The organism is Nocardia sp. NPDC051833, assembly GCF_040681225.1.
Taxonomy (GTDB): Bacteria; Actinomycetota; Actinomycetes; order Mycobacteriales; family Mycobacteriaceae; genus Nocardia.
On the sequence record NZ_JBFAYK010000002.1, the window covers coordinates 1,168,431 to 1,193,658 of the forward strand.

Annotated in this window: 25 protein-coding genes; 9 read left to right on the forward strand and 16 right to left on the reverse strand. The window is 69.7% G+C overall.

The features are described from left to right. Window positions 1–23: 23 nt before the first annotated feature. From mftR to AB0L91_RS23575, 7 genes are all read left to right on the forward strand, one after another. On the forward strand, window positions 24–623 hold the full coding sequence (mftR, locus tag AB0L91_RS23545) for a mycofactocin system transcriptional regulator (RefSeq protein WP_355275599.1): 600 nt from the start codon (window positions 24–26) through the stop codon (window positions 621–623). A 118-nt stretch (window positions 624–741) separates the two neighbouring features. Continuing rightward, window positions 742–1,647, forward strand: coding sequence for an STAS domain-containing protein (locus AB0L91_RS23550; RefSeq protein WP_218719715.1), 906 nt, complete (start codon window positions 742–744; stop codon window positions 1,645–1,647). Between the two features lie 10 nt (window positions 1,648–1,657). Then, window positions 1,658–2,041, forward strand: coding sequence for an STAS domain-containing protein (locus AB0L91_RS23555; RefSeq protein ID WP_218719716.1), 384 nt, complete (start codon window positions 1,658–1,660; stop codon window positions 2,039–2,041). After that, window positions 2,031–2,444, forward strand: a complete 414-nt coding sequence (locus tag AB0L91_RS23560; protein ID WP_355276000.1) for an ATP-binding protein — start codon at window positions 2,031–2,033, stop codon at window positions 2,442–2,444. The genes AB0L91_RS23555 and AB0L91_RS23560 overlap by 11 nt, the downstream gene beginning before the upstream one ends. Continuing rightward, the gene (locus tag AB0L91_RS23565; protein WP_355275602.1) at window positions 2,437–3,060 is read left to right on the forward strand and encodes a stage II sporulation protein M; all 624 of its coding nucleotides are present in this window, start codon (window positions 2,437–2,439) and stop codon (window positions 3,058–3,060) included. The genes AB0L91_RS23560 and AB0L91_RS23565 overlap by 8 nt, the downstream gene beginning before the upstream one ends. A gap of 10 nt (window positions 3,061–3,070) precedes the next feature. Further along, window positions 3,071–5,401 carry a SpoIIE family protein phosphatase gene (locus AB0L91_RS23570; protein ID WP_365013228.1) on the forward strand — a complete coding sequence of 777 codons (2,331 nt, stop codon included), beginning with the start codon at window positions 3,071–3,073 and terminating at the stop codon, window positions 5,399–5,401. Between the two features lie 110 nt (window positions 5,402–5,511). Then, a complete protein-coding gene (locus AB0L91_RS23575) occupies window positions 5,512–5,832 on the forward strand; it encodes a hypothetical protein (RefSeq protein WP_365013231.1) in 321 nt (106 codons plus the stop codon). A 61-nt stretch (window positions 5,833–5,893) separates the two neighbouring features. On the opposite strand, the gene AB0L91_RS23580 is transcribed toward AB0L91_RS23575, so the two are convergent. From AB0L91_RS23580 to AB0L91_RS23635, 12 genes are all read right to left on the reverse strand, one after another. After that, entirely contained in the window at window positions 5,894–7,372 is a 1,479-nt protein-coding gene (locus AB0L91_RS23580; RefSeq protein WP_365013234.1) for an NAD(P)/FAD-dependent oxidoreductase, read from the reverse strand. After that, entirely contained in the window at window positions 7,369–8,892 is a 1,524-nt protein-coding gene (locus AB0L91_RS23585) for an NAD(P)/FAD-dependent oxidoreductase (RefSeq protein WP_365013237.1), read from the reverse strand. Before AB0L91_RS23585 ends, AB0L91_RS23580 begins: the two co-directional genes overlap by 4 nt. Window positions 8,893–8,901: 9 nt before the next feature. Continuing rightward, complete coding sequence (locus AB0L91_RS23590) at window positions 8,902–10,074, reverse strand: hydroxymethylglutaryl-CoA synthase (protein ID WP_357345497.1); 1,173 nt, start codon at window positions 10,072–10,074, stop codon at window positions 8,902–8,904. After that, window positions 10,071–11,129, reverse strand: coding sequence for a hydroxymethylglutaryl-CoA reductase (locus tag AB0L91_RS23595; protein ID WP_355275610.1), 1,059 nt, complete (start codon window positions 11,127–11,129; stop codon window positions 10,071–10,073). Before AB0L91_RS23595 ends, AB0L91_RS23590 begins: the two co-directional genes overlap by 4 nt. Then, window positions 11,122–12,219: a type 2 isopentenyl-diphosphate Delta-isomerase gene (gene fni, locus AB0L91_RS23600; RefSeq protein WP_365013240.1), complete on the reverse strand. Its 1,098-nt coding sequence runs from the start codon at window positions 12,217–12,219 to the stop codon at window positions 11,122–11,124. The genes AB0L91_RS23595 and fni overlap by 8 nt, the downstream gene beginning before the upstream one ends. Continuing rightward, window positions 12,216–13,310, reverse strand: coding sequence for a phosphomevalonate kinase (locus tag AB0L91_RS23605; RefSeq protein ID WP_365013243.1), 1,095 nt, complete (start codon window positions 13,308–13,310; stop codon window positions 12,216–12,218). The genes fni and AB0L91_RS23605 overlap by 4 nt, the downstream gene beginning before the upstream one ends. Next, a complete protein-coding gene (gene mvaD / locus AB0L91_RS23610; RefSeq protein ID WP_365013245.1) occupies window positions 13,307–14,359 on the reverse strand; it encodes a diphosphomevalonate decarboxylase in 1,053 nt (350 codons plus the stop codon). The genes AB0L91_RS23605 and mvaD overlap by 4 nt, the downstream gene beginning before the upstream one ends. Next, window positions 14,356–15,396, reverse strand: a complete 1,041-nt coding sequence (mvk, locus tag AB0L91_RS23615) for a mevalonate kinase (protein ID WP_365013248.1) — start codon at window positions 15,394–15,396, stop codon at window positions 14,356–14,358. The genes mvaD and mvk overlap by 4 nt, the downstream gene beginning before the upstream one ends. 77 nt (window positions 15,397–15,473) lie before the next feature. After that, a complete protein-coding gene (locus AB0L91_RS23620; protein WP_357345485.1) occupies window positions 15,474–16,283 on the reverse strand; it encodes an isoprenylcysteine carboxylmethyltransferase family protein in 810 nt (269 codons plus the stop codon). Beyond that, window positions 16,274–17,266, reverse strand: coding sequence for a fatty acid desaturase (locus tag AB0L91_RS23625; RefSeq protein ID WP_365013252.1), 993 nt, complete (start codon window positions 17,264–17,266; stop codon window positions 16,274–16,276). Before AB0L91_RS23625 ends, AB0L91_RS23620 begins: the two co-directional genes overlap by 10 nt. 58 nt (window positions 17,267–17,324) lie before the next feature. Next, on the reverse strand, window positions 17,325–18,596 hold the full coding sequence (locus AB0L91_RS23630) for a hypothetical protein (protein WP_365013254.1): 1,272 nt from the start codon (window positions 18,594–18,596) through the stop codon (window positions 17,325–17,327). Next, window positions 18,593–19,618, reverse strand: a complete 1,026-nt coding sequence (locus AB0L91_RS23635; protein WP_365013256.1) for a polyprenyl synthetase family protein — start codon at window positions 19,616–19,618, stop codon at window positions 18,593–18,595. The genes AB0L91_RS23630 and AB0L91_RS23635 overlap by 4 nt, the downstream gene beginning before the upstream one ends. 895 nt (window positions 19,619–20,513) lie before the next feature. Here AB0L91_RS23635 and AB0L91_RS23640 point away from each other — a divergent pair. Then, window positions 20,514–21,011, forward strand: coding sequence for a diadenosine tetraphosphate hydrolase (locus tag AB0L91_RS23640; protein ID WP_357345477.1), 498 nt, complete (start codon window positions 20,514–20,516; stop codon window positions 21,009–21,011). Here the strand turns inward: AB0L91_RS23640 and AB0L91_RS23645 are convergent, their stop codons facing one another. The 3 genes from AB0L91_RS23645 to hutC all read right to left on the reverse strand — a co-directional run bounded on the left by AB0L91_RS23645 (window position 21,012) and on the right by hutC (window position 23,033). Further along, entirely contained in the window at window positions 21,012–21,623 is a 612-nt protein-coding gene (locus tag AB0L91_RS23645) for a hypothetical protein (RefSeq protein WP_365013259.1), read from the reverse strand. A 9-nt stretch (window positions 21,624–21,632) separates the two neighbouring features. Next, window positions 21,633–21,890, reverse strand: a complete 258-nt coding sequence (locus AB0L91_RS23650; protein WP_355275632.1) for a hypothetical protein — start codon at window positions 21,888–21,890, stop codon at window positions 21,633–21,635. Window positions 21,891–22,259: 369 nt separating this feature from the next. Further along, the gene (gene hutC / locus AB0L91_RS23655) at window positions 22,260–23,033 is read right to left on the reverse strand and encodes a histidine utilization repressor (RefSeq protein ID WP_357345473.1); all 774 of its coding nucleotides are present in this window, start codon (window positions 23,031–23,033) and stop codon (window positions 22,260–22,262) included. Between the two features lie 146 nt (window positions 23,034–23,179). On the opposite strand from hutC, the gene hutU reads away from it, so the two are divergent. Beyond that, complete coding sequence (gene hutU, locus AB0L91_RS23660; RefSeq protein WP_365013263.1) at window positions 23,180–24,859, forward strand: urocanate hydratase; 1,680 nt, start codon at window positions 23,180–23,182, stop codon at window positions 24,857–24,859. A gap of 51 nt (window positions 24,860–24,910) precedes the next feature. On the opposite strand, the gene acpM is transcribed toward hutU, so the two are convergent. Beyond that, window positions 24,911–25,216, reverse strand: a complete 306-nt coding sequence (gene acpM, locus AB0L91_RS23665) for a meromycolate extension acyl carrier protein AcpM (protein WP_365013265.1) — start codon at window positions 25,214–25,216, stop codon at window positions 24,911–24,913. Window positions 25,217–25,228 lie beyond the last annotated feature (12 nt).

The window sequence follows — 25,228 nt, forward strand, 5'->3', positions numbered from 1 at the left end:
CCGGGATTCCCTACTCTGTATCCATGTCCGCCCCGTCTCCGCGCGCTCATCGCGGTCGCCCGCCGCGCACCACGCGCCGCGAACTCGAAGTCATCGCGATGAAGTTGTTCGCCGAGCACGGCTTCGACGACATCACCGTCGAGCGCATCGCGGCCGAGGCCGGCGTCAGCGAACGCACGTTCTTCCGGTATTTCCCCAGCAAGGGCGAGGTGCTCTGGCACCAATTCGACAACGAGGTCGCCGATCTGCGCGACGCGTTCGCCGCGGTCCCCGACGACGAGCCGATGATGGCGGCGGTGCGCCGAATCGTGGTGGCGGCCAACAGATATCGCGCCGAGGACATCCCCGAGCTGCGCACCAGGATGCGGCTGGTCTCCGGGGTGCCCGCGCTCTCGGCGGGCGCGGGCGCGCACTACGACGCCTGGGAACGCGCGGTCGGTGAGTTCGCCGCCCGCCGCCTCGGCACCACCGCCGGTGACCTGGTCCCGCTGGCCGTCGGCCGCACCACCCTCGCGGCCGCGCGGGCCGCGTTCGACGCCTGGCTCGAACGCGGTGACACCGATCTGACGAGCTACCTGGACCGCGCGCTGCGGGCGCTGGAACGAGGGTTCGCCCCGGAGTAGCCAGCGCCCGCCGAGCAACCCACACGTTTGGGCGGCATCCGGGATGGGGTATGAGTAGGCTCGAGCCAAGCGCGCGGTGCGCACCAGAGAAAGCCCGTCGAAAGGGGCAGGAGTTTCCATGTCCGAGGTGTCCATGAGTCTTTCGGCGGATTCGCTGCCGGCGCGCCCGGTAGACAACTTGCTGCCGCAACTGGTCGAGCACCTCCGGCAGAACCGCACCGGACTGCGCGAGGAGTGGGCACGCCGCATCACCGAGGCCGAGCTGCTGACGGCCATGACCCCGGAGGAGATCTTCTCCGAGGCCACGTCGATGTACGACAACTACGTCGAGGTGCTCGTCACCGGTAGCGTCGAGGCCCTGCAGGCCTACGCGCGCGACCTGTCCGAGCGCATCATTCCGCGAGGCGTCGAGACCGACGAGGTCCTCGGTATCGTGCTGCTGCTGCGCGACGTGCTGGCCCGCTCACTGTTCGAGAAGTACCAGGCCGATTTCGACCTGCTCAACCAGGTCCTCGACGCCTACGAACCGGCCGCCAACCGCATCGCCAGCACCGTGGCCATCTCGTTCGTGCAGGAGCGCGAGCGCGTCATCCGCCAGCAGCAGGAAGCCATCCGCGAGCTGTCCACCCCGGTGCTCCAGGTGCGCGAGCAGCTGCTCATCCTGCCGATCATCGGTGTGCTCGACTCCCAGCGCGCCCGCCAGCTCACCGAGCAGCTGCTGCGCGCCATCCGCGCCAACCGCGCCAAGGTCGTCGTCATCGACATCACCGGTGTGCCCGCGATCGACTCCGTGGTGGCCAACCACCTCGTGCAGACCGTCGACGCCTCGGGCCTGATGGGCGCCAACGTCATCATCACCGGCCTGTCCTCGGAGATCGCGCTCACGCTGGTGACCATCGGCCTCGACCTGTCGAAGATGAACGCGGTCGGCGACCTGCAGGGCGGTATCGAAGAGGCCGAGCGCCTGCTCGGGTACGAGGTCTCCCGGGTCACCGAGCGCCTGAGCGAACGAGACGGACGCTGAGCTAGCCACCATGCCGGTACCCATTCTCAAACAGGGCACGTTCCTGATCGCTTCGGTGCAGTCGGCCCTGACCGACAGCGACACCGAGCGGCTCCAGGACGACCTCATGAAGCAGGTCAGCCGCTATCGGGCTACCGGCATCGTCGTCGATGTCACCGCGATCGACGTGATGGACTCCTTCGCCGCGCGCTCGCTGCGCACCATCGCGCACATGACCCAGCTGCGCGGGGCCGAAACCGTCATCGTCGGGCTCCAGCCCGAAGTCGCGTTCGCGATGGTCCAGCTGGGCCTGACCTTCGAGGACATGCACACCGCGCTGGACCTGGAGGAAGGCCTGGCCTGGCTGAACCGTCTGCCGAGCAGGCGACGAGACGGTCGTGACAGTGGCCGCTGAGCAGGTGGCCATCGCGGTCAAAGTCTCCGAAGACATCGTCACCGCACGCCAGGCCGGACACGAGCTGGCCGCGGCCCTGGGTTTCACCCTCACCGACCGGACCATGATCTCCACCGCGATCTCGGAGATCGCGCGCAACATCACCAGCTACGCGGGCAGCGGCGAGATCCGGTTGCTCGTCGACCTGCGCGACGGCCGACGTTCCCTCGTCGTACAGGCGGAAGACCAGGGACCGGGCATCCGCGATATCGCGCGCGCCCTGGAGGACGGCTATTCCACCGGCCGCGGACTCGGGCTGGGCCTGCCCGGCGCGCGCAGGCTGATGGACGGCCTCACCATCGATTCCGCCCCCGGCCGCGGGACGTTGATCGAGATGTGGAAGTGGGTACCCGACGGTGCATGAAGACGGGATCATCGGCCGCACGGAATGGTCGACGGCCGGTCGGGCACTGCCCGGGCAGGACGTCTCCGGCGATCGCGCGGTCATCCTCGACACCGGTGACGGCGGTGCCCTGTTCGGTGTCCTCGACGGCCTCGGGCACGGCGCGGCCGCGGCCGACGCCGCCGATCGCGCGATGGTCATCCTGTCCGAGAACCGCGGCGAACCGCTGGACGTGCTGATGGTGCTGTGTCATCGCGCGATGGTCGAAACCCGCGGCGCCGCGGTCTCGCTGGCACTGATGGGTCCGGGCGAGACCCTCCAGTGGCTCGGCGTCGGCAATGTCGAGTCGCGCCTGCTGACGCTCGGCCCGGCCGGTCCGGAGCTACGCGCGACGATGCTGCTCACCGGCGGCATCGTCGGCTACCGGCTGCCCTCGCACCTGCAACCCCAGACCCTGCCGATCCGGCCGGGTGACCTGCTGCTGATGGCCACCGACGGGATCGTCGCGGTGGGCCCGGAGTCGATCGATCTGGCCCGTCCGGCCACCCAGATCGCGGGCGACCTGCTCGCGCGCGACGCCAAGGACACCGACGACGCCCTGGTCCTCGCCGCCCGTTTCCGCGGAGCCTGTCCATGAGAGGTTGCCGATGAGCGCTGTCCTGGCCGCATTTCTCGACGACTACTCGGCTGCCCTGCGCCGCCACGTCGCCGCGCCCGGCCAGGCGGGCCTCACCGAGGGCTACGACCTCGGCAGGCGGGCCCTCGTCGAGGGCATCAGCCTGCTCGACCTCACCGAGAACCACTTCCGCGCGGTCGCCGCGTTCACCGACGAGGCGGCGGATTCGCGCAGCGCCGAGGTGGCGCTGGAGTTCCTGCTGCAGACGATGGCCGCGCTCGACATCGCCACCCGCGGCTATCTCGACGGCACCCGCCGCTACGAGCAACAGCGTTCGCGCGCCGAGGATCTCGCCGGTCGCGACGCGTTTCGCACCGCGCTGGTCGAGTCGCTGCAGGACGGGTTCTTCGTCGCCGACGACCACGGCACCATCGTCGAGGTGAACTCCGCCTTCGGCGTGCTCACCGGCTACGGCGCGGACGCGGTCCCCTATCCGGTGCCGCATCCGTGGGCCCTGCCGGATCGGGCGGGCTACCCCCAGATCGGTACGGAGGCATCCCGTTTCGTGATGCCGGTGCGGCATCGCGACGGTCGCGAACGCTGGCTGGCGGTGAGCGCGAGCTCGCTGGTGAAGCAGGAGGACAACGAGGAGATCTTCGTCGGCACCGTGCGCGACGTGACCGCCGAACACGACGCGCAGGCCCGCGATCAGGCGGCCTCGCGGCTGGCGACCGCCGTCGGCGCGGCCACCAGCATGGTGGAGGTGCTCGAGGTCGGGCTCGACGAGTTGCGCCGGACGATGGGCGCGCGGACCGCGCTGGTCGCGGTCTGGCCGAGCCGGACCGGGCAGCCGGACGTGTACTCCTGTGGCGAACCGCCCGCCGGCGCGCCGGAAACCAGCGCGGGCGCACCGCAGTTCGTCGCCGCGCCGGTCGCGGGACCGACCGGCCGGGTCGTCCTCGACGAGGAGGTCCGCGCCCTGGTCGACCGGGCCCGCAGGCAGCCCGCCCGCGGCCTGTCCGCCATCACCGGCGAGGACGGCGGCGTCGACGCCGTGGTCGCGCCGCTCGGCGAGACCGGCGACGCGGCCCTGTGGGTGCGCTTCGGCGCGCCGCGCGCGATCAGCGCCGCGGACTGGGCACTGTATTCGCTGCTGGTCGGCCATCTCAGCGTCGCGCTGCAGCGCGCCCGCAACTTCGACCAGGCCCGCGCGACCTCGCTCACCCTGCAGCGCGCGATGCTCGGCCCGATCGAGCTGCCGCCGCGGTTCTCGGTGCACTACGAGCCGGCGCTGCCACCGCTCGAGATCGGTGGCGACTGGTACGACGTGGTGCCGCTGCGCGACGGCACCATCGGCGTCGTGGTCGGCGACTGTGTCGGCCGTGGCCTCTCGGCCGCCGTCGTGATGGGCCAATTGCGCACGGCCGCACGGGCATTGCTGCTGCGCGGCGCGGGCCCGGCGCAGCTGCTGGCCGAGCTCGACGCCGTCGCCGCCCGGATTCCCGGCGCCATGTGCACCACGGTGTGCGCGGCGGTCCTCGATCCCGAGCGCGGCATGGTCCGCTACTCCAACGCCGGTCACATGCCGCCCATCCTGGCACCGCCCGGGGGCACCGGCCGGGTGCTCGAAGGCGGAAGGGCGGTGCCGCTGGCCACCTTCGACACCCCGCGCAGGCCGGAGGCCACCACGGCACTGCCGCCGGGCGCGACGCTGGTGCTGTTCACCGACGGCCTGGTCGAACAGCGCGGGTACGACATCGAAGAGGGCTTCGTCAAGATCGCCGGGGTGCTCAGCGAGACCGGCGCCGCGCTGCCCCGTGACGTCGCCGACGCCGTGCTGTCGCGCCTGTGTCCGCCCGCGGGCTACGACGACGACGTCGCCATGGTCGTCTACCGCCAGCCGCCGGAACCGCTGCACCTCGACATCCCCGCCGCCGCAGCGGAATTGACCGGGCTGCGGCGCAACCTCTACCGCTGGTTCGCCACCGCCGCGGTCCCGCACGATCTGGCCGCCGACCTCGTCGCGGCCGCCAACGAGGCGTGCAGCAACAGCGTCGAGCACGCCTACCGCGATGCCGAGCCCGGCCGGGTCACGCTCACCGCCACGTGCGAGGGCGACCGGGTGGTCATCGAGGTCACCGATTCGGGCCGCTGGGTCCCCACCCCGACCGACCCCGGCTTCCGCGGGCGCGGCGTGGAGATGATGCGCGTGCTCACCGAGGACCTGGAATTCGGCCACGACGAGAAGGGGACGCGCGTCCGCATGTGGGTCACGCTCCCGTCGATCACCTTTCCCACCGCGAATCCGCTGCGCGGATCCACCCGGCCAGCGGGGCAGGCGGCCAACAATACATTCCGATAACGGCCCGCGGACGCGCCGTGTCGGCCGCCGTCGCGGTCACTCGGGCAGCCACGGAGAACGGCGGGCGAATTCCTTCCCCCGACACCACCGAATAGCCGCGAATACCCGCCGTGACCTGGTGGTTCGAAACCCCTATAACGATTCTTCCGTGCGCCGACAAATCCTTGTCCGCACAAATCCTGGTTTGCTACGGTGTGGATGCATTTCCACACCGCGCCTGGTGTGATCCCGGATATTCCAGCGATCTTCCCGCAGTCCGGAGTACGGGCCTACCGCCCATTCTGCACAACATCGATGAAGCCGCGCGCTGCGCCGCTTTGTGTTCTCCTGCGGGCCGATCATCCGACGGAAGGGAGAGATTCATGTTTTCCGGTTTTCTCGGTGACCTCCTCGACATCTTCATCACGCTGATCGAGACGCTGTCGGGCTAGCACAGCAGCGATCCCGGGACGCCCCCAACCTCGTCCCGGGATCAGCTGTGCGCCGCGAGTCCTACATCCGCGCGGTCGTGTCGTAGGCCTCGACATCGAAGGTCTTCAGCATCCGCTCGAAGCGGAAGCTGAAGTCCGGCCAGAGCCGGGAGTGCCGCCCGAGCTCGTCGACGAACCAGCTGGTGCAGTCCCCCGCGTTCCACACGGTGCCGGCGAATTTCGTCTGTAGCTCCCGGTTGTACTCGGTCTGTGCCTGCGCGCGCACCTCCACCGTGCGCAGCCCGGCCGCGTCCATCGTCGTGATCGCGTCGACGATGTAGTTGATCTGCGATTCGATGGTGAACACCGCCGAGGTGTAGCTCAGTGCCGCGTTCGGGCCGATCATCAGGAACATGTTCGGGAAGTTCGCGATGGTGGTGCCCTTGTACACGCTGAGCCCGTCCGCGCCGAACACCTCCGCCAGCGTGCGCCCGTCCCGGCCGGTGATCAGGTCGTAGGTCGGCGAATCGGTGATCTCGAAACCGGTCGCCAGCACGATCGCGTCGACCTCGCGTTCGGTGCCGTCGTTCGCGACGATCGACCCCTCCCTGATCTCCTTGATCCCGTCGGTGACCACGTCGACGTTCGGGCGCTCCAGGGCCGGGTAGTACTCGTTGGAGATCAGCATCCGCTTGCAGCCGAGCCGGTAGTCCGGTGTCACCTTGCGGCGCAACGCCGCGTCCCGGATCACCCACCACAGCTTCAGCCGGGCACCGGCGGCGAAGATGTCGGCCAGCGGCGGGTACTTCGACTGCCAGAGCACGAACGACTCACGCAGCCAGTACACCCCCGCGCGGGCCAGCCGCTGCGACCCCGGAACGTGGCGGTACCAGAGGCGTTCGGGCAGCGTGTAGCGATGACCGAGGCGCGGGAGCACCCACGGCGCGCTGCGCTGGTACACCTCGAGCCGGTCCACCCGCTCCGCGATCGAGGGCACGATCTGGATGGCCGAGGCGCCGGTCCCGACGACCGCCACCCGCTTGCCGGTCAGGTCGACGTCGTGATCCCAGCGCGCGGAGTGGAACATCGCGCCGCGAAACGTGCTGATGCCCTTGATGTCGGGCGGTTTCGGCGCACTGAGCGGACCCGCCGCCGACACCATGATGTCGGCGGTGAACGCGCCCCGGGCGGTCTGGATGTCCCAGCGCGCCGCCGCCGGGTTCCAGCGCGCGTCGGTCACCTCGCAGTCGAGCAGGATCGCCTCGCGCACCCCTTCCCGGTCGACCGTGTCCTGGACGTACCGCTGGATCTGCGGCTGGGTCGAGAACGAGTGCGTCCAGTCCGGATTCGGCGCGAACGAGTACGAATACAGCTGCGACGGCACGTCACAACCCGCGCCGGGATAGGTGTTGTCCCGCCAGGTGCCGCCGATGTCGCCCGCGCGCTCGAAGACGACGAAGTCGGTGATCCCGAGCCGGCGCAGCCGCATGGCCACGCCGAGCCCGGCGAACCCGGCCCCGATGATCGCCACCCGCACGTGGCGCCGAGGCGTGTCGGTCACCGCGTCGACGCCGTGGTGTCGTAGGCCTCGATGTCGAAGTGGCGCACCATCTTCCGGTACCGGAAGCTGAAGTCCGGCCACAGCGCGGAGTTGTTGCCGTGCTTGTCGAGGAACCAGCTGGTGCAGCCACCGTTGACCCACACGGTGCGGGCCATCTTCGGCTCGAGCGCCTTGTTGTAGGCGCGCTGGGTGTCCACCTTCACCTCGAACGACTGCAGACCGCGCGCTCGCATGGTGCTGATCGCGTCGACGATGTAGTTGATCTGCGACTCGATGATGTAGATCAGCGAGGTGTAGTTCAGCCCGGAGTTGGCGCCGAGCATGAAGAACATGTTCGGGAAGTTGGCGACGGTGGTGCCCTTGTACATCTGGTAGCCCTCGGCGTCGGCCGCCTCCGACACCGTCCGGCCGTCGCGACCGGTGTACAGGTTGAACGTCGGCGAATCCGCCACGTGGAACCCGGTGGCCAGGACGATGGCGTCGACCTCGCGTTCGGTGCCGTCCTCGGTGACGATCGAGCGCGCACGCACCTCGGCGATGCCGTCGGTGACCAGATCCACGTTGTCGCGGTCGAGCGCGCCGTAGAACTTGTTCGAGACCAGCATCCGCTTGCAGCCGACGCGGTGCGTGGGCAGCACCTTGCGCCGCTTCTCCGGATCGCGGATCTCGAGCCGCATCTTGACCCGCCCGACGGCCTCGAGCAGCAGGCCGGTCCACGGGTACTTCACCTGGGTGATCACGAACAGTTCGCGGGTGGTGTAGATCAGCGCGCGGATCAGCCGTTGCAGGCCGGGCACGTGCTTGAAGGCGAAGCGTTCCGGCGCCAGGTAGGGCCGGTTCAGCTGCGGCATCACCCAGGTCGCGGTGCGCTGGTACACATCCAGCCGTTCCACCTCGGGCGCGATCGACGGGACGATCTGCACGGCGGAGGACCCGGTGCCGATGACGGCGACCTTCTTGCCCGCCAGGCTCGCGTCGTGATTCCACCGCGCCGAGTGGAAGATCTCGCCCTCGAAGCTCGAGATCCCCTTGATGTCGGGCAGATTCGGCTCGGCGAGCACGCCCGCCGCCGACACGACGAAGTCGGCGGTGAAGGCACCGTCGCTGGTGTCGACCTCCCACCGGCCGTCGGCGTCGATCCAGCGCGCCGCGGTCATCGCGCAGTCGAACTTGTGCTTGTCGCGCACGCCGTACCGGTCGGCCACCTCGCGCAGGTACCGCTCGATCTCGGCCTGCGGCGAGAACGACCGGGACCAGCCCGGATTCAGCGCGAACGAGTACGAGTACAGGTGCGAGGGCACATCGCAGCCCGCGCCCGGATAGGTATTGTCGCGCCAGGTGCCGCCCACATCGGGGCCGCGCTCGATGACCAGGTAGTCGGTCACCCCGTGCTGGCTGAGCCGGATCGCCGTGCCGAGCCCGGACAGGCCGCTCCCGACGATGAGGACCTGCACGTGCCTGCGGGTGGTGTCGCCGGCGGGCCGGTCGTCCACGGTCGTGGAAGTGTCGTTACTGCTCATGGGGCGACCTCAGCGGGATTCGTAGATGCGTTTGTGGCCGGAGACGGCGGCGAGCCGGTACGGACGGCGGGTCTCCTCCGGCATGGCGTGGTAGGCGCCGTCGCTGGGCGAGGTGGCCTCGTGCAACTCGCGGTAGTGCTCGTAGCCGATCAGTTCGCGCGAGTCGATCGCGGCGCGGTTCGCCTCGGTCCGCAGGTGCTCGCGGTAGCCGGGTTGCACGGTGCCGCTGAAGAATTCGGCGACGCTGCCCGAGCCGTAGCTGATCATGGCCAGTGGCCGTCCGGTCAGGTCGTCGGCGTAGTCGAGCAGCGCGGCCAGGCCCAGGTAGAGCGAGGCGGTGTAGCTGTTGCCGACCGTGCGGTTGTAGCGGGTGGTGTCGCCGATGGCGGCCTCGATCTCGGCGGCGTCGGCGGTGTGGCCCTGGCTCTCCAGCAGGTGGCGGTGCGCCTTGTAGGCCATCTTGGTGAAGGGCTGGTGGTAGCAGAACGCGGCGAACTCCGACAGCTCGCGGCCGCCCTGGCGCCGGTAGTCGGTCCAGGCTTCCTGCGCGGCCTTCTGGTAGGCGTTGACCGAGGTCTTGCCGTCCACGATGGCGGCGCTGCGGTAGTTCGGGCGCCAGAAGTCCATGATGTCGGCGCTGTAGAGCCCGGAATGCGGATCCAGTTGCAGGATGGCCGGATTCGCCGTGATCAGCATCGCCACCGCGGCCGCGCCCTGGGTCGGCTCGCCCGGGGAGTCCAGGTCGTACTTGGCGATGTCGGCGGCGATGACCAGCACCCGCTGGGCCGGATCACGCGCGATCAGGCCCGCGGCGAACTGCAGGCCCGCGGTGCCGCCGTAGCAGGCCTGCTTGAGCTCGACCACCCGCGCGGCGTTGGGCAGCCCGATCAGCGAATGCAGGTACAGCGCGGCGGCTTTGGACTGGTCGACACCGGTCTCGGTGGCCAGCAGCACGGTGCGGATGTTGTCGGTGCCGTGCCGCTCGAGGATGGGCTTGGCCGCGGCCGCGGCGATGGTGACGATGTCCTCGTCGGCCGCGGCGACACTCATCTTCTCCTGGCCGATGCCCAGGTAGAACTTGTCACGGTCGACGCCGAGCCGCTCGGCGAGCACGGCGTGGTCGAGGGCGTAGTGGGTGGTCGCGAAGGACAGGTCGTGGATGCCGACCGAGGATGTGTTCATCGTTGTGTTCCGTTGCTCGTGGTGGACCGCTCGAATTGGGTGTGGGCGCGCATCAATTCACCGCGATTGGTCTGCGCGGCCATCAGCGACAGCTCGCCGCACAGCACGGTCGCCGCCGCGATGACGGCGAGTCTGCGGGCGTTCTCGCCGGGCTCCCGGTCTTCCCGGCAGCCCAGACGTTCGAGGTTCTCGTCCACGAAGCTCGCGTGCTTGCCGTTGCCGACGGTGCCGACGATGAGGTTGGGCAGCGTGCACGAGAAGTACAGGTCACCGTCGCGGTCCTCGGCGTGGGTGACGCCCTGGGAGCCCTCGACGATGTTCGCGGCGTCCTGCCCGGTGGCCAGGTAGAACGCCAGCAGCATGTTCGCGTAATGCGCGTTGGCGGAACGGATTCCACCCGCGAGCAGGGTGCCGATCAGGTTCTTGCGGATATTGAGTTCCACCACCTGCCGCGCGGTGGTGTGCAGGCGCTGCTGCACCACCTCGCGCGGGATCAGCAGTTCGGTCACCACGTTCTTGCCGCGGCCGAGGATGCCGTTGACCGCGGTGGCCTTCTTGTCGGTGCAGAAGTTGCCCGAGATGGAGCCGTAGCGCACGCCGGCGACCGTGGTCAGGATGTGGTCCATCAGGTGGTCGCTGGCCAGGGTGGCCATGTTGTGGCCCGACGCGTCGCCGGTGCTGAACTCGAACCGCAGGAACAGCAGGTTGCCGTTGATCTGGTGGTGCAGGTCGATCAGGCGGGCGAAGCGGCTGCTGCCGGTGACGACCTCCTGCAGCTCGGCGAAGCGGTCCTTCAGCTGCCGGACCGCGGTGAGCGCGGTGTAGGCGTCGTCGGCCTCGAGCAGGATCGAGCGGGTCATCCGCTCGTCGACGAGCGTGGAGACGATGCCGCGCTCGGTGAGGGTGGAGATCCGCGCGCCACGACCGACCGAGGGCCACAGAGGCGTTTCGTAGGTGGCCAGGGGCACGTCGACGGCATCGTCGACGACATTGCCCGTGATGCGCAAGGGCCCCACCCACTGCAGCGGGACCGCTGCGTACGACATGTCATTCATCGATGACTCCTCCTCGATCTTTCGATTCGCGCCACCAGGGACTCCGGTGGGCAAGGGACGCCGCGTCGATGCCGCGCAGTGCGCAGAACGCCGCCACGTCCCCGGTGATCAGCAGGTCGCAGCCGGCCAGGTCGGCCGGGGTGCGGGCGCCGAGCACGGTCAGGATCTGGCGCAACTGGTCGAGCCAGGTACGGATCTGCTCGACGAGCGCGTCGGTGTCCTGACGCACGACGGTGTCCAGGAAGGCGCCGGCGACCCCGGTCGCGGCGGCGCCGAGCGCGAGCGCCCTGGCGATGTCGAGCGGGGACCGGATACCGCCGGACGCGGCGATATCGATGCCGTCGATCCCGGCGCAGTCGAGCAGGCAGGTGGGGGTGGACTGCCCCCAGCTCTCGATGAAGGCGAAGTCGGCGGCGGGGCGCCGCTCGTTCTCGATGCGGGCGAAGTTGGTGCCGCCCCGGCCGCCGACATCGGCCACCGAGACACCGGCATCGCGCAGCCAGGCCACGGTCTGCCTGCTGAGCCCGAAGCCCACCTCTTTCACGATCACCGGGACCGGGACATGGGCGGTGATGTGCTCGATCTGCCGGGGCCACGCGCCGAAGGACCGATCGCCCTCGGGCATCACGACTTCCTGGACGGTGTTGAGGTGGATCTGCAGCGCGTCGGCCTCGAGCAGGTCGATCGCGCGGCGCACCTGATCCAGCGAGGCGGTCGCGTTGACGTTGGCCATCACGAAGCCGTGCGGGTTCTCCTCGCGCAGCACGCGATAGGTGCCCGCGACCTCGGGGTCGCGGAAGTAGGCGCTCATCGACCCGGTGGCGATGGGCAGGCCGGTCTCGCGGGCGGCGATGGCCAGCTTGCGGTTGATCTCGCCGGTGTTGACGCTGCCGCCGGTCATCGCGTTGACGTAGAGCGGTGTGTCCCACTGCTTTCCGGCGATGTCGACGGCCAGCGAGACGTCCTGGCTGTCGATCCCGGCCAGCGCGTGGTGGACGAAGGTGACGTCGTCGAAGTCGTTGGCGCCGGTGTCGGCGCGGCGCTGGTTCACCGCGTGGCGAACGTGGTCGTCCTTGCGATCGGCGATCATGCGGTCTCCCCTTCGAACGGGTGGGTCCGCAACGGCAGCGGCCGGATGCCGGCGGCGACCCAACGGTCGGTCAGTTCGGTGCTCGCGGCCGGGTGGGCGCGGTCGACGAGTGCGATCCCGCAGTCGCCACCGCCCGCGCCGGACGGTTTGGCGGCCGCGCCGACGGCGGCGCCCGCCGCGCACAGCGCGCGCAGGCGCGGCGTCATGATGCCGAGCCCGGCGCTCGCGTCGAGGTCGAGCAGGAGTTCCCTGGCGTGGTCGATCTCGCTGCCGACGCCGGCCGAGTCGTCGGCTTCGATCGCGGTGCGCAGGCGGGTCACGCACTCGTTGCTGCGCGCGTTGAAGACGGTGCGGTCGCCCTTCGTCCGGCTCGCCGCACCGACCAGTGCCGGTGTGGAGGCGGGGTTTCCGGTCCAGCCGACCCGCAGGTCGAGTCCGGTCGGGGTCGGCAGCGGGCGGATCGACAGGCCGGGCCAGGTGGCGCGCAGGGCGGCGTCGATGCCGTCGGCGGCGGCCGTCGCGGCGACCACCGCGCGGTCGGGCGAGCCGTAGGCCAGCCAGCCACCCCACGTGCTCACGGCGACATCGCCGCAGGAGGCGCGGGGGTTGACCGCGATCGTGGCGAGCACGGCCAGCCGGTACCTGTCCATCGCGGTGAGCTCGAGCCCGTGGAAGCGGCCGAGGGCGGCGACGGTCGCGACCGTCACTGCCGCGCTCGACCCGAGGCCGTACTTGCGACCGTCGGCGTCACCGAGATCGGCGGAAACCGTCAATGTGTAAGCACCGGAATCGATTCCACGCTCGGCGCGGAGCCGGTCGAGGACCGACGCGGCCGCGAAGACATACGCGAACGCGGCGGGCACGGTGGCGTCGGGCGTCGCCGGGACCAGACGGTCACCGTCGCGGCCCAGGGTGAGCGAGACACCGCCGTCCAGGTCCGAGTGCAGCGTCGTGGCCGTCCCGGCGGACACCCCGGTCACTGTGGCGGTCGCGTAGCGGTCGACGGCCGTGAGCACCGCGAGATGCCCTGGCTCGACGACGGCGTACTCCCCCGCGATGAAGAGTTTGCCCGGAGCGCGACAACTGATCACCGGTCGTCGCCCCCGATCAGCCGGGCACCCGGACCGATGTGCGCGGTCCGGGTGGTGACGAAGTCACCGAGTCCTTCGAGGGTGGCCGCGACGACGGGCGCGTCGGCGCGGGTGCAGAGCACCTTCACATTCGGGCCCGCGTCGATCGTCGCGTAGGCGGCGATGCCGTCGGCGCGCAGCGCGAGCACCGCGTCCAGGATGGCGACCGAATGCGGTGACAGATAGCGAATCCCGGGTCGCGCGGTGAGCATGGTGGCGTGCATGCCGAGGGCGTTGCGCTCGGCGATCTCCCCGATCGCCGGGAGATCCCGGCGCGCGACCGCGTCGCGCATCTGGGCGAGATCGAGGACCGAGGACTCGGTCCACGGGCGGTAGAACGGCGAGGTCTCGGTGGTCTGCCGCATGGCCACCCGGCTCGACACCGCCTTGGCGCCCGCCTCGACGACGCCGACGACCAGCGCCGGGTCGAGGTCGTCGCCGCCGATCGGCTCGGCGTAGGAGCTCAGGTCGCCCGCCTCGCCGTCGCCTTCGCCCGCGTGCCACACGACGAAGCCGCCGAAGATCGAGCGCGAGGCCGATCCGGAACCGCGGCGGGCCAGCCGGGACAGGGCGCGACCGTCCAGGTCGAGTCCGTAGGCGGCGGCCGCGGCGGTGGCCAGCGCGGCGAACCCACTCGCCGAGGAGGCCAGGCCGGCGCCGGTGGGGCCGGCGTTGCCGGTCACCACCGCGGCGCGCTCGTCGCGGCCGGCCAGCGCGCGGACCAGGTCGAGGAAGGTCTCGACGCGGGACAGGGCGGTGCCGGTGGCGGCGGCCTCGTTGAGCTCGACCGTGTCGGCCGGACCGTCGATCAGCCGCACCGAGGTGGTCGTCGGGAAGATGTCCAGCGTCATCGACAGGCTCCCCGTGACGGGGAGGAACAGCGTCTCGTCGCGCTTGCCCCAGTACTTGACCAGGGCGATGTTCGGGTACGCGACCGCGACGGCCGCGCCATCGCGGACGGGCTCGCCCGGCCCTGCGGCGGCGACGGGGACTGCGGAAGTGGGTGTCATCGGTGGGTTTCGCGTTCCGGTCTCGAGGCGGATAGGGACAGGGCGTCCGAGCGCAGGCTCGCGGTGGGGACCGTCCAGGTCCGCACCGCGCCCGCCCGGCGCAGCGCGGTGCCGACCGCGGGCGCGAGATCGGTCGCGGTGAGGGCGAGGACGCAGCCGCCGAGGCCCGCGCCGGTGAGTTTGGCGCCGTACGCGCCCGCGTCCAGCGCCGCGGTCACCAGGGTGTCGATATGCGGTGTGCTGACCCCGAGTTCGGTGAGCAGACGCTGGAACGCCAGCATCGTCGTGCCCAGCGCGGCGGCGTGTCCGCCCGACAGGTCGGTCGCGGCCGCCGTGATCAGATCGGTGGCCTCGGCCAGCAGCCGATCGGCGGCCGCACGGTCTCGGTCCAGGACCCGGCGCACGCCCGCGACGGCGTGCTGGGTCGACCCCGGCACCCCGGTGTCGGCGATCACCAGCGCGGCGTCCAGTCCGACCGTCATCGGCCGGGCCGTGCCCTCGTGGAACCAGATCGGCCCGCTCGCCAGCACGGCGCTGGCGTCGATGCCACTGGCCCGGCCGTGCGCGACCTGCTCGCCACACTGCACCAACTCGTAGAGCGTGCCGGGAGCGACCGCGCGGCCGTACAGCTCGGCGACCGCGCGCACTGCGGCGCCCGCGCACGCGGCACTGGAACCCAGGCCGCGGGCCAGCGGAATGTCGCACTCGACAACGACATCGACGATGTCGTCGCCGAGTCCCCAGCGCCGCAGCGCTTCCTCGACCGCGACGCGCGGTCCGGACGCGGACCCCGCTTCACCGGTGCGGAAACGGAAGTGGCCCGCAGCGAGAACATCGGCTTCGGTACCCGCGAACGCGGGCCGGGCGACGGCGCGCACCGGCAGCGCGGGCAGGGGGAACGCGATGGCGGGAGTGCCGTGGACGACGGTGTGCTCGCCGAGCAGGATCGCCTTGGCGTAGGAGTGGCCGACGCCGGCGACGGGGCCCGGGTCGGTGGAGTTGTGTCTGATGCGCTCTCGAACAGGATGACCGTTCACGTCGATTCCTCTCCCGAACTCGGGCCGGACTCGCCCAGCACGTCACCCCGAGGGGAAACGCGCTGGGCGGCCTGCCGTTACGGCTGCCGAGTCGATCGGCCGAAGATGCGGAGCACGGACGGGAAGAACGCGGGGACCTGCGCGGCGTAGGCGCGGTAGGACGCACCGAAGCGCGCGATCAGATCGCGTTCCTCCAGGTAGGTGCCCAGCAGGATGTAGCAGGTCAGCCCGAGTGCCCACACCAGGTGCCCGACGGTGAACGTGCTCGCGAACCAGAACGAGATCAGCAGACCGGTCATCAGCGGGTGGCGGACGAGCTTGTAGACCCCGTTCACCTGCAACCGGTCGACGGTCGCGTCCGGCACCTGGATGACGTACTCGCGGTAGGCCTGGCTGATGCCGAGCAGATGGAAGTGGTTCAGCAGCAACGTCGCCGCGTAGACGAGCACGAAACCGAGCCAGAACCCGGCGTCGAGCACCAGGCCCACCGTGCCCTCGGCCGACCAGAGCTCGGCCGGGATCGGCTGCCACGCCAGCATGATCACCCACATGACCAGGCACACCATGACGATGTAGACCGAGCGTTCGAGGGCCTCGGGCACCCAGCGGGTGATGAACGCCTTGAACGCGGGCCGGGCCATGCCCGAGTGCTGCAGGCCGAACAGGGCCAGCAGCGCCACATCGATGACGAGCGCCGGGACGGTCGACAGGTGCGGGCCCTTGTCGATCGTCTTCGGCAGGAACCAGCCGCCGGCGAAGAGCAGCATCAGCGGCACGGTGATGCCGGCGACGCCGTAGACGGCGAAGGAGAACAGGAACGGGACGAGCCGCGAACGGCTCGTCAGCACGTCCCGTGCCTGGGTGGGCGTCGGGGTGATCAGATCCATGCGAACCACGGCAGGTACCGGTTGCGCACGGTCCCCTCTTCGATCCGCTTTTCCAGCCGGGCCTTCCACTTGGTGCCGTAGCCCTCGTTGAGGAAGCCACCCGGCCAGAACAGGCGCCACCCCGACTGCGCGACCATCCAATACGGCACGATGACGCCGGGGTTGACATCACGCATGTAGTCGAGCTTGTCCGGGATCTGGCTCCAGTGGATACCGGGGTAACGGTGATGCACGCTGTGGTAGCCCTGGTTGAAGATCAGGAAGTTGAGGATGTTGCCCGCGTTGTTCAGCGAGGTGCTCGGGTCGTCCTCGAAGCCCTTGGCCGGCGCGTGGCTCAGCCAGGCGAAGTAGCCCGCGTTGACCTGGGTGATGAGGAACGGCACCCAGTAGAACAGGACGAACTTCTCCATGCCCGCGGCGTACCAGACGCCGCCGATCACGAGCGCGTACACCGCGATGTCGAACAGGAACTGGTGGCGGGTGCGGCGGCGGCGCGGCGCCGGATCGGCGGCGAAGATCATCCGCATGGTGTGGATCTTGACGATCACGCCGTAGCGGACCCAGTACCAGATGGCACCGAGGCCCTTCTCCATGCCGGTGGTCGCGGTGACGTCGCCGGGGCCGTCGTTGAACCGGTGATGGTTGAGGACGTGCACCTCACGCATCTCGGCCGCGGTCAGGTTGCCCGGCAGGCAGCACAGGATGTCGACGACCCGGTTCGGGAGCGACGACACGAACAGCGGCCGGTGGGTGTGCATGTGCATGACGCCGATGGTCAGCGACAGGTTCAGCAGCGCCAGCACGATGATCAGCGGCACGGCCACGTACCAGTTCGAGGCGAACGGCACGAACAGGCCGAAGGCCGTCATGCCCATCCACAGCGCGATGTGGACGAGCGGGCCGACATTGGAAGCGTGCTCGAGCTTGAGCACCCGTTTGCTGAACGGGGCCTGTTCGGGCGCGACGGGAGTTCCGGTGCTCATAGTCGAGCTCCTTCGCTAGTGGTGTCCAGGACGGTGAGCGCGGGTCTGGTGCGGATGCTCATGGGCGGCTCCCTTGGGTGCTGGTGTCGAGGGCAGCGAGTTGGAGTCTCGTGGCGAGCGCTTGCAGCGCTTCGGGTTCGTGCGGTGGCACCCGCTCCATCGCGCCGAAGGCGAGATGGTCGGCGATCATCATCGTGCGCACCTCGGCGTCGGGCAGTTCGCCGGTCAGCGGGGCTTCCGGCAGGGTCTGCACCAGCGCGAAGGTGGTGTCGACGATCAGCGGGACCAGCGAGGTCGGCATCGTGGCCGGATCACCGGCGCCGAGCACTTCGCGGGTGCCGCTGCCGCCCTCGGCGAAATCCGGTGAGGCGTCGAGCATCCGGTGGATCGCCAGGTCGGCGGTGTGCCGGACGCGGTCGATCATCCTGGTCCAGTACCGCGCCGAGGACGCGGCCAGCAGCGCGGCGCCGACCTTACGCCGGTACGGCGACGGCGCGTCGACGACCGAGCACAGGAACGCGGAGGTGGTGATGGTCATGTACGCCATCGCCGCGCGCGCACCGCGACTTGGCGTGCCGGGGCCCAGCCGCGCCAGCAGGGCGAACCCACCGAGCGCGGGCGCCAGCAGCTGGAGCATCACCATCCGCTTCAGTTCTTCGCGGTCGGCGACGCCGTAGATCTCGAACTCGTTGTCGCGCAGGTCGTTCGCCGATTGGGCGATCACCGCGACGCAACCGGTCAGTTCGCGCAGATCCGCTTCCGAGAGCACGTCCTCGGCGACCAGGGCGCACGCGTAGTGGGTGACCCGGCCGAGCACGCCCTCGCTGTAGGCCACGCGCGAGAGCGGTCCGTCGATATTGCGGGCCATCACCCCGGCGACGTCGGTGATCACCTCGCCGACCCGCTTCTGGCCTTCGGCCGACAGCGCCGACAGCAGCGCCCTGATGTCACCGATGCGCTCGGCCAGCAGCCGGTCGACGGCCTCGCTGTCGCGGGCCTCGGCGGTCACCGCAGGCAGGGCGGGTGGCGGCGTGTCGGAGGTGCTGTTGAGGTAGTCGGCCGCGGCCAGCACGGCACCGCTGGCCACCGCGCGGTCGCTGAGATCCTCGAAGGCGTCGAGCACGCGACACGCGAGCAGCGCCGCGGTCGCCTCCGCGCGCAGGTGCGCGGGCAGGAAACTCACCGAGATGCCGAGGTTGCGGCCCGCGGGGATCAGGGCCAGCCGGGCCAGTTCGTCCGGGGTGGCCGCGGCCCGCAGCGCGGCCATGTCGGGCGCGCGCCGCAGATGCCGCAGCCCGTAGGCCAGCGAGCCGATTCTGGTCTGTCTCATCGGTTGATCACCTGCTGCAAGAGTTCGCGGAGATCGTCGCGGGCCGGCGACGACGGGAAGATGTCCAAGGCCGCGCTCGCGGTCTCGGTGGCCTGCAGCGCGACGGCACGCGCGGCCTGGGTGGCGCCGCTGTCGACCAGGTCGGCCTGCAGGGTCGCGCTGGCGGTCTCGGTCGACAGCCACATCTCCCTGGCGCCGGGACGCACCGCGAGCCACTCGATCACCGGCCAGGTCGGCACCCGCCGGTCCAGGTCGCCGCAGGCGTCCTTGCCCAGTTCGGGGCCGCCCTCGATGTCGCGGACGTCGTCCATGATCTGGAAGGCCAGCGCGAGCTGGTCGGCGTACTCCATCAGGGCCTGCAGGCGATCGTGATCGGCGCCGCCCGCCGTGCCGCCGTAGGAGCACGAGAGCCGGAACAGCGTGCCGGTCTTCGCGCCGGCCACGAGTTCGTAGTGCCTGCGCAGCGCGGTCGCGTCCACCGCGGGCGGCAGGGTTTCGATGAGCTGGCCGAAGGACAGGTCGGAGAGCCGGTCGGCGTAGGTGACGCCCGGCGCCTCGCCGATGCCGCCGAACACGTTCTGATTCTCGGCCAGGACCTGGGCGACCACCTGCATGGCGGCGCCCGCCATGTGGAAGCCGGCCCTGGCGGCGACGCGCACCCCGAACGCGGCGGGCACCGAGGGCGCGCCGCGGCGCAACAGGGACCCGTCACAGATGTCGTCGTGCAGCAGCGAGGACTCGTGCAGCATCTCCATGGCGCAGGCCAGGTCGATCGCGGCGGGTCGCGGGGCGGCCGCGCCGTCGGGCAGCAGTCGCGCGCACGCGAGCACGAGGCGGGCCCGCACGCGTTTGCCTGGCGCGGCCAGAACGTGCCGGTAGATGTCGTCGAAATCGCCACCGGTGATGAGGATTTCCCGCAATCGGTCGGTGACCAGCGGAAGCAGTTCGACCGGGCCCACGGTCCTGACGTCGTCGGCGACGGTGGACGGCGTGCTGACCGACGGTCTGGGCAGGACCGCCACCTGATCACCCGAGTGCTCCGGGTGCACTGCCGGATGAGCATCCTGACGGTGCGCTGAGGGTAGCGCGGGATTGTCCATAGCGCTGAACTCCTTTGGTGATGGTCACGGTGGCGGTGAGGTTCACCCCGACTGGTGCACAGGGGTTCACGGGGGTTCAGGCGGTGGCATCGTCGGCGGTGACTTGTCACAACTACCGGGCCCGAGCTTCCCGATCGTCGGCTACCGACGGGTAGTTTTGTAGAGACCCCGCCGAATTGTCAAGCACTACAACAAGTTCCAGTTCGATATGTCGGAATCGATAGTGCCGCAAAGTAACTCGTGCGCACGAGCGCACCGAAGATGGTGGACGAACCCCGCTCGCCCGATCGGACTTGCGTCGTAAGCGTCAGTGCCCCAACAGATTTCGTGACCCTAGCCCATGCGTGGCCGGGAACGTGTTGCGTGAACGTAAAAATCGTGGGCTGACGCGACGCTGCGGCAGAGATGATTCGGCGTGACGGCCCCCTTGTAGGGTCACGCCGACTACGAGGCCGGTCCCTGGGATGCCGGGAACGGCCTGACCGGACCGTTCGCCGAGGACATCATCGTCCGGCGAGCGGCCACCGAGGGAGCACGCGAACACTGCTCGTGCGACGACTCTACGACCACACCGTCGATGCCGCGAATCGGGTCGAGCGCTTGGTGAGATCTCGCCGACTCGGGCGACGAACTTTTGGGGCTTTTCCCAAACCGCCCCAGGCCCGGCTCGAGATATGCAGGCGCCCTTGACAATTCACCACCAGATGTCAAAGAGGAACACTCGCGGTTTTCGGATCGATGCGGGCGTCGAGCCCGGGGTAGGATCGAAATCCCTGCTCACACAGGCGCCGTCGGCGCACACCAGGAACGGGGCAGCATGACCGGAGATCAGGTCGGCACCGCCGACGACGACTGGCGCCGCGATCGCGCGGGGACGGCGGCCGCGGGGACGAATCCGACGGCACTGTGCCGTCTCACGACCGGATGGGCCGTGATCGGCGACACCCAGCACCTCCCCGGGTACTGCGTGCTGATCTACGACGGCACGGCCGATCAGCTCACCGATCTGCCACGGCCGCAACGGATCGCGTTCATGACCGACCTCGTCGTGCTGGGCGAGGCGGTCGAACGGGCCTGCCGCGCAGCCGATCCCGCGTTCCGGCGGATCAACTACGAGGTGCTCGGCAACACCTGGACGCACCTGCACGGGCACGTGCACGCGCGGTACGAGTGGGAGCCTGCCGACCTCCGCGCCGGACCGGTGTACCTGTACGGCGCCGAACGCACGGCGCCCGAGCATGCGCTCGACGCCCGGCACGACGACTTGCGCGCGGCGATCACCGCCGCCCTCGGCGAGATTCTCGCCGAGGGGTGATCAGCGGGCCGCGGTACTGCTGCCGAGAACGAGCAGTTCCGGCAGTGGATGGTCGACGATCGGAGCGGACGGGCGGACCGCCGGGCCGCGCCGCAGCACCGAGCAGCGCCGGGCCAGAACGGCGCCGCAGGACAGGATCGTCGTGGTGATCAGATCCTCCGCCAGGGGCAGATCGTCCTCGCGGCAGGCGAAGACCGAGAAGCGCACGGCGCGTGGATCGTGGCGCGGATCCGACTGCAGGACCACCTCGGCCGGGCAGCTCGCCAGCAGCATGATCGCGGCGGCGAACTCGGCGTACGGGTCCGCCGCGCCGATCTCCGCGCCGGCGGCGACCGCGGCGAACAACGCGGGCAGGCTGGGCCGGTCGGGAACTTCCCCCGCGCTCTCGATGCGCGACCACCGGCGCACCGCAGGCTGATCGGCGATATCGGTGCGGGTGCGCCAGCGGCGGCGACCGCACTCGAGCAGTCGCGTCGCGGCCGCCTGCCAGACGACGGCGTCGTCGATCCGGGCGACGATGCGCAAGCGGCGACACTCCTCGACGACGTCCGGGGTACTGATCGGCTCGATCGCGGGGACGACAGCGCCCCCGGTGGGTCGGTACGTCTGCATGGCGATCTCCTACCGCGCTAAGGAACCCAACGAGGGCCGACCGGCCGGACCGCGTCGCCACGCCTGCCGGAACGCCCAGCACGCGGCGAGCACCGCGACCGCGACCACGCCGGCGAGCACCGCCAGCACCACCACCCCCGACCGGCCGACCCCGGCGTAGCGGGCGATCATCGCCGACGCGAGGATCGGTCCCGCGGTGGCGAGAACCGGGATCAACAAGATCAACCCGACCGTCACCAGCGTCGACGGCGACAGCGTGGATTTCACTGCGGAAAAGCTCTGCCGGGCACTCACCCTGTGCGGCCCCGACTGCCGCGCGACTGTAGCCATTTCCGCCCTCCGTTACCCGAATGGAACCCAGCGAGCCATGGGCCACTAAACGTACAGCCCGAATCCGGCATGTCGCGTAGTTCGTCACGAAAGAGTGATAACCCGAAACCGGCCCCCACCCATCTGTTGGGCAGATAGCCTGGTCAAGCCCATCTTTGCGATTAGCGGAAGATTTGCTATCGCTCCAGGATATTCAGATCGCATAACAATTCCGGGGACCACCGCGGGGCGAGTCACATCTTTCACCGGACAGTGCGCACACTGCGGAGAATGGCGTGGCGAGTTACCCGCCTGAGCCGAGACCTCTTATTCGGCGTCATTCGCCGCGGAACCGAAGCTGCCCTCCAGCCGGTTGCGCGATCCCGGATGGATCAACCGGGCCGCGCTGACCAAGCCGCCCGAGGACCAGGTGCGGCGGCGAATCAGCAGACACGGCTCGTCGCGATCGATGTCGAGCAGCGCGCACTCCTCGCGACTGGCCCGCACCGCCTCGACCACATGCTCGCCGCGGATCAGCGGAGCCACCTCACTGAGGTAGGTGTTCGGCGTGACGGTGGTGAAGTCCTGCGCCAGATAGTCGGGCGCCTGCGCCGGGTTGACGTAGCGGTCCTCCACCTGGATCGGGATGTCGTCCTCGCGGTGCACCAGCAGCGAGTGGAACACCCTGCCGCTCATGGCGTTCCCGAGCACCGGATGCCGATCGCCCGCCTCCTCGGCGCGCACGAACACCACCTCGGTGCGATGCCGGTGACCGCGCCGGGAGATCTCGTCGGCGATATTCCTGACCTCGAACAGCGGCGAGGCGGCCTTGGTCGGGGCGACGAAGGTGCCCACGCCCATCACCCGGTTGAGCGCGCCGTCGGCGGTGAGGTCGCGCAGGGCGCGGTTGATCGTCATCCGGGACAGACCCAGCGCGTTGACCAGCTGGTTCTCCGAGGGGATCTGCTCACCCTCGGTCCAGCGGCCGCCCTTGATCTGCGCCATGATCAGCTGCTTGACGCGTTCGTACGCCGCGAACTCGGTGCCCAGTTCGCCGTACAGCGCGGCCAGGTCCGCATCGACCACTTCGATCGCCACCACGGTATCCGTTCCCTCAGTTTGCCCAGAGAATACGTTGCGCCCGAACGACACAGCACGCTTGACAGCTACTTGTATATACAGGACTATACCACTAGTCTGGATTCCAGTGACCCAGGACACAGCCGTCATTTCCGAGGAGTGAACCGATGACCGACGCCGCCACCCAGCCCGAACCCGGCCCCCGGCCCGTGTCCGCCCCGCGCGGCTCGCGGCTGCACACGCTGGGCTGGCAGCAGGAGGGCGCCCTGCGGATGCTGATGAACAACCTCGATCCCGAGGTCGCCGAGCGTCCCGACGACCTCGTTGTCTACGGCGGCACCGGTCGCGCGGTCCGCAGCTGGGCGGCCTTCGACGCGATCGTGCGAACCCTCGAGACCCTCGCCGACGACGAGACGCTGCTGGTGCAGTCCGGCAAGCCGGTCGGTGTGTTCCGCACCAACGAGTGGGCACCGCGCGTGCTGCTCGCCAACTCCAACCTGGTCGGCGACTGGGCGAACTGGGCGGACTTCCGCAAGCTCGAGCAGCTCGGCCTGATGATGTACGGCCAGATGACGGCCGGTTCGTGGATCTACATCGGCAGCCAGGGCATCCTCCAGGGCACCTACGAGACCTTCGGCGCGGTGGCGCGCAAGCGGTTCGGCGGCACCCTGGCAGGCACCATCACCCTCACGGCGGGCGTCGGTGGCATGGGTGGCGCGCAGCCGCTGGCGGTGACGATGAACGAGGGCGTCGCGCTCTGCGTCGACTGCGATCCGGCCCGCATCGATCGGCGCATCGCCCACGGGTACCTCGACACCAAGGCCGAGACCCTCCAGGATGCGCTCACACTCGCGATCACGGCCCGTGACGAGCGGCGGGCGCTGTCGATCGGCCTGGTCGGCAACGCGGCCGAGGTGTTCCCGCAGCTGCTGGCCATGGACGCGCCGATCGACATCGTGACCGACCAGACCTCGGCCCACGATCCGCTGTCGTACCTGCCGATCGGTGTCGCGCTCGAGGACTGGCACACCCTCGCGGAGAAGGACCCGGAGTGGTTCACCACCGAGGCGCAGGCGTCGATGGCCAAGCACGTCGAGGCGATGGTCGGGTTCCTGGACAAGGGCGCCGAGGTGTTCGACTACGGCAACTCGATTCGCGACGAGGCCCGCAAGGGCGGCTACGACCGGGCCTTCGCGTTCCCCGGCTTCGTGCCCGCCTACATCCGGCCGCTGTTCGAGGAGGGCCTCGGTCCGTTCCGCTGGGCCGCGCTGTCGGGCGATCCGAAGGACATCGCCGCCACCGATCGCGCCATCATGGAGCTGTTCCCCGAGAACGAGCACCTGAAGCGCTGGATCACCATGGCCGGGGAGAAGGTGCAGTTCGAGGGCCTGCCCGCGCGGATCTGCTGGCTCGGCTACGGCGAGCGCCACCGCGCCGGCCTGAAGTTCAACGAGATGGTCGCCTCCGGTGAGCTGTCCGCGCCGCTGGCCATCGGCCGCGACCACCTCGACTCCGGCTCGGTGGCCTCCCCCTACCGCGAAACCGAGGCCATGGCCGACGGTTCCGACGCCATCGCCGACTGGCCGCTGCTCAACGCCCTGCTCAACACCGCCTCCGGCGCCTCCTGGGTCTCGATCCACCACGGCGGCGGCGTCGGCATGGGCCGCTCCATCCACGCCGGCCAGGTGTGCATCGCCGACGGCACGCCGCTGGCCGCCCAGAAGCTCGAGCGGGTGCTCACCAACGACCCGGGCATGGGCGTCATCCGCCACGTCGACGCCGGCTACGAACACGCCGCCGACGTCGCCCGCGAGCGCGGGGTGCGTATTCCGATGCGGGAGAGCTGATCCGGCGCACCGCCGCCCGCGCCGTTTCCCGGTGCGGGCGGCGGTGTCGGCTCACTCCGGCTGTGCCGCCCGGAACTTCGCTTCCATCTCCGCGGCGAGGTGCGGCTGATCCGCCTCCATCTTCTGGACGTAGGCGACCGCGTCGCCGACGGTCCTCAGGCTCGCCAGGTCTTCGTCGGGGATCTTGACGTTGTACTTGTCCTCGAGCTGGACCGCGATCTCGACCAGTGAGAGCGAGTCGATCTCCAGTTCTTCGACGAAGGACTTCTCCGGTGTCACCTCCGCGGCGTCGATACCGGTCACCTCCTCGACGATCTCGGCGATGCCTGCGACGATCTCTTCCTGCGTGGTAGCCACGAATCTCCTTGT

Coding starts and splice junctions, on each gene's coding strand:
- mftR (WP_355275599.1), top strand. CDS start 24: ATGTCCGCCCCGTCTCCGCGCGCTCATCGCGGTCGCCCGCCGCGCACC.
- AB0L91_RS23550 (WP_218719715.1), top strand. CDS start 742: ATGTCCGAGGTGTCCATGAGTCTTTCGGCGGATTCGCTGCCGGCGCGC.
- AB0L91_RS23555 (WP_218719716.1), top strand. CDS start 1,658: ATGCCGGTACCCATTCTCAAACAGGGCACGTTCCTGATCGCTTCGGTG.
- AB0L91_RS23570 (WP_365013228.1), top strand. CDS start 3,071: ATGAGCGCTGTCCTGGCCGCATTTCTCGACGACTACTCGGCTGCCCTG.
- AB0L91_RS23585 (WP_365013237.1), bottom strand. CDS start 8,892: ATGAGCAGTAACGACACTTCCACGACCGTGGACGACCGGCCCGCCGGC.
- AB0L91_RS23590 (WP_357345497.1), bottom strand. CDS start 10,074: ATGAACACATCCTCGGTCGGCATCCACGACCTGTCCTTCGCGACCACC.
- AB0L91_RS23595 (WP_355275610.1), bottom strand. CDS start 11,129: ATGAATGACATGTCGTACGCAGCGGTCCCGCTGCAGTGGGTGGGGCCC.
- fni (WP_365013240.1), bottom strand. CDS start 12,219: ATGATCGCCGATCGCAAGGACGACCACGTTCGCCACGCGGTGAACCAG.
- mvaD (WP_365013245.1), bottom strand. CDS start 14,359: ATGACACCCACTTCCGCAGTCCCCGTCGCCGCCGCAGGGCCGGGCGAG.
- AB0L91_RS23620 (WP_357345485.1), bottom strand. CDS start 16,283: ATGGATCTGATCACCCCGACGCCCACCCAGGCACGGGACGTGCTGACG.
- AB0L91_RS23625 (WP_365013252.1), bottom strand. CDS start 17,266: ATGAGCACCGGAACTCCCGTCGCGCCCGAACAGGCCCCGTTCAGCAAA.
- AB0L91_RS23630 (WP_365013254.1), bottom strand. CDS start 18,596: ATGAGACAGACCAGAATCGGCTCGCTGGCCTACGGGCTGCGGCATCTG.
- AB0L91_RS23640 (WP_357345477.1), top strand. CDS start 20,514: ATGACCGGAGATCAGGTCGGCACCGCCGACGACGACTGGCGCCGCGAT.
- AB0L91_RS23645 (WP_365013259.1), bottom strand. CDS start 21,623: ATGCAGACGTACCGACCCACCGGGGGCGCTGTCGTCCCCGCGATCGAG.
- hutU (WP_365013263.1), top strand. CDS start 23,180: ATGACCGACGCCGCCACCCAGCCCGAACCCGGCCCCCGGCCCGTGTCC.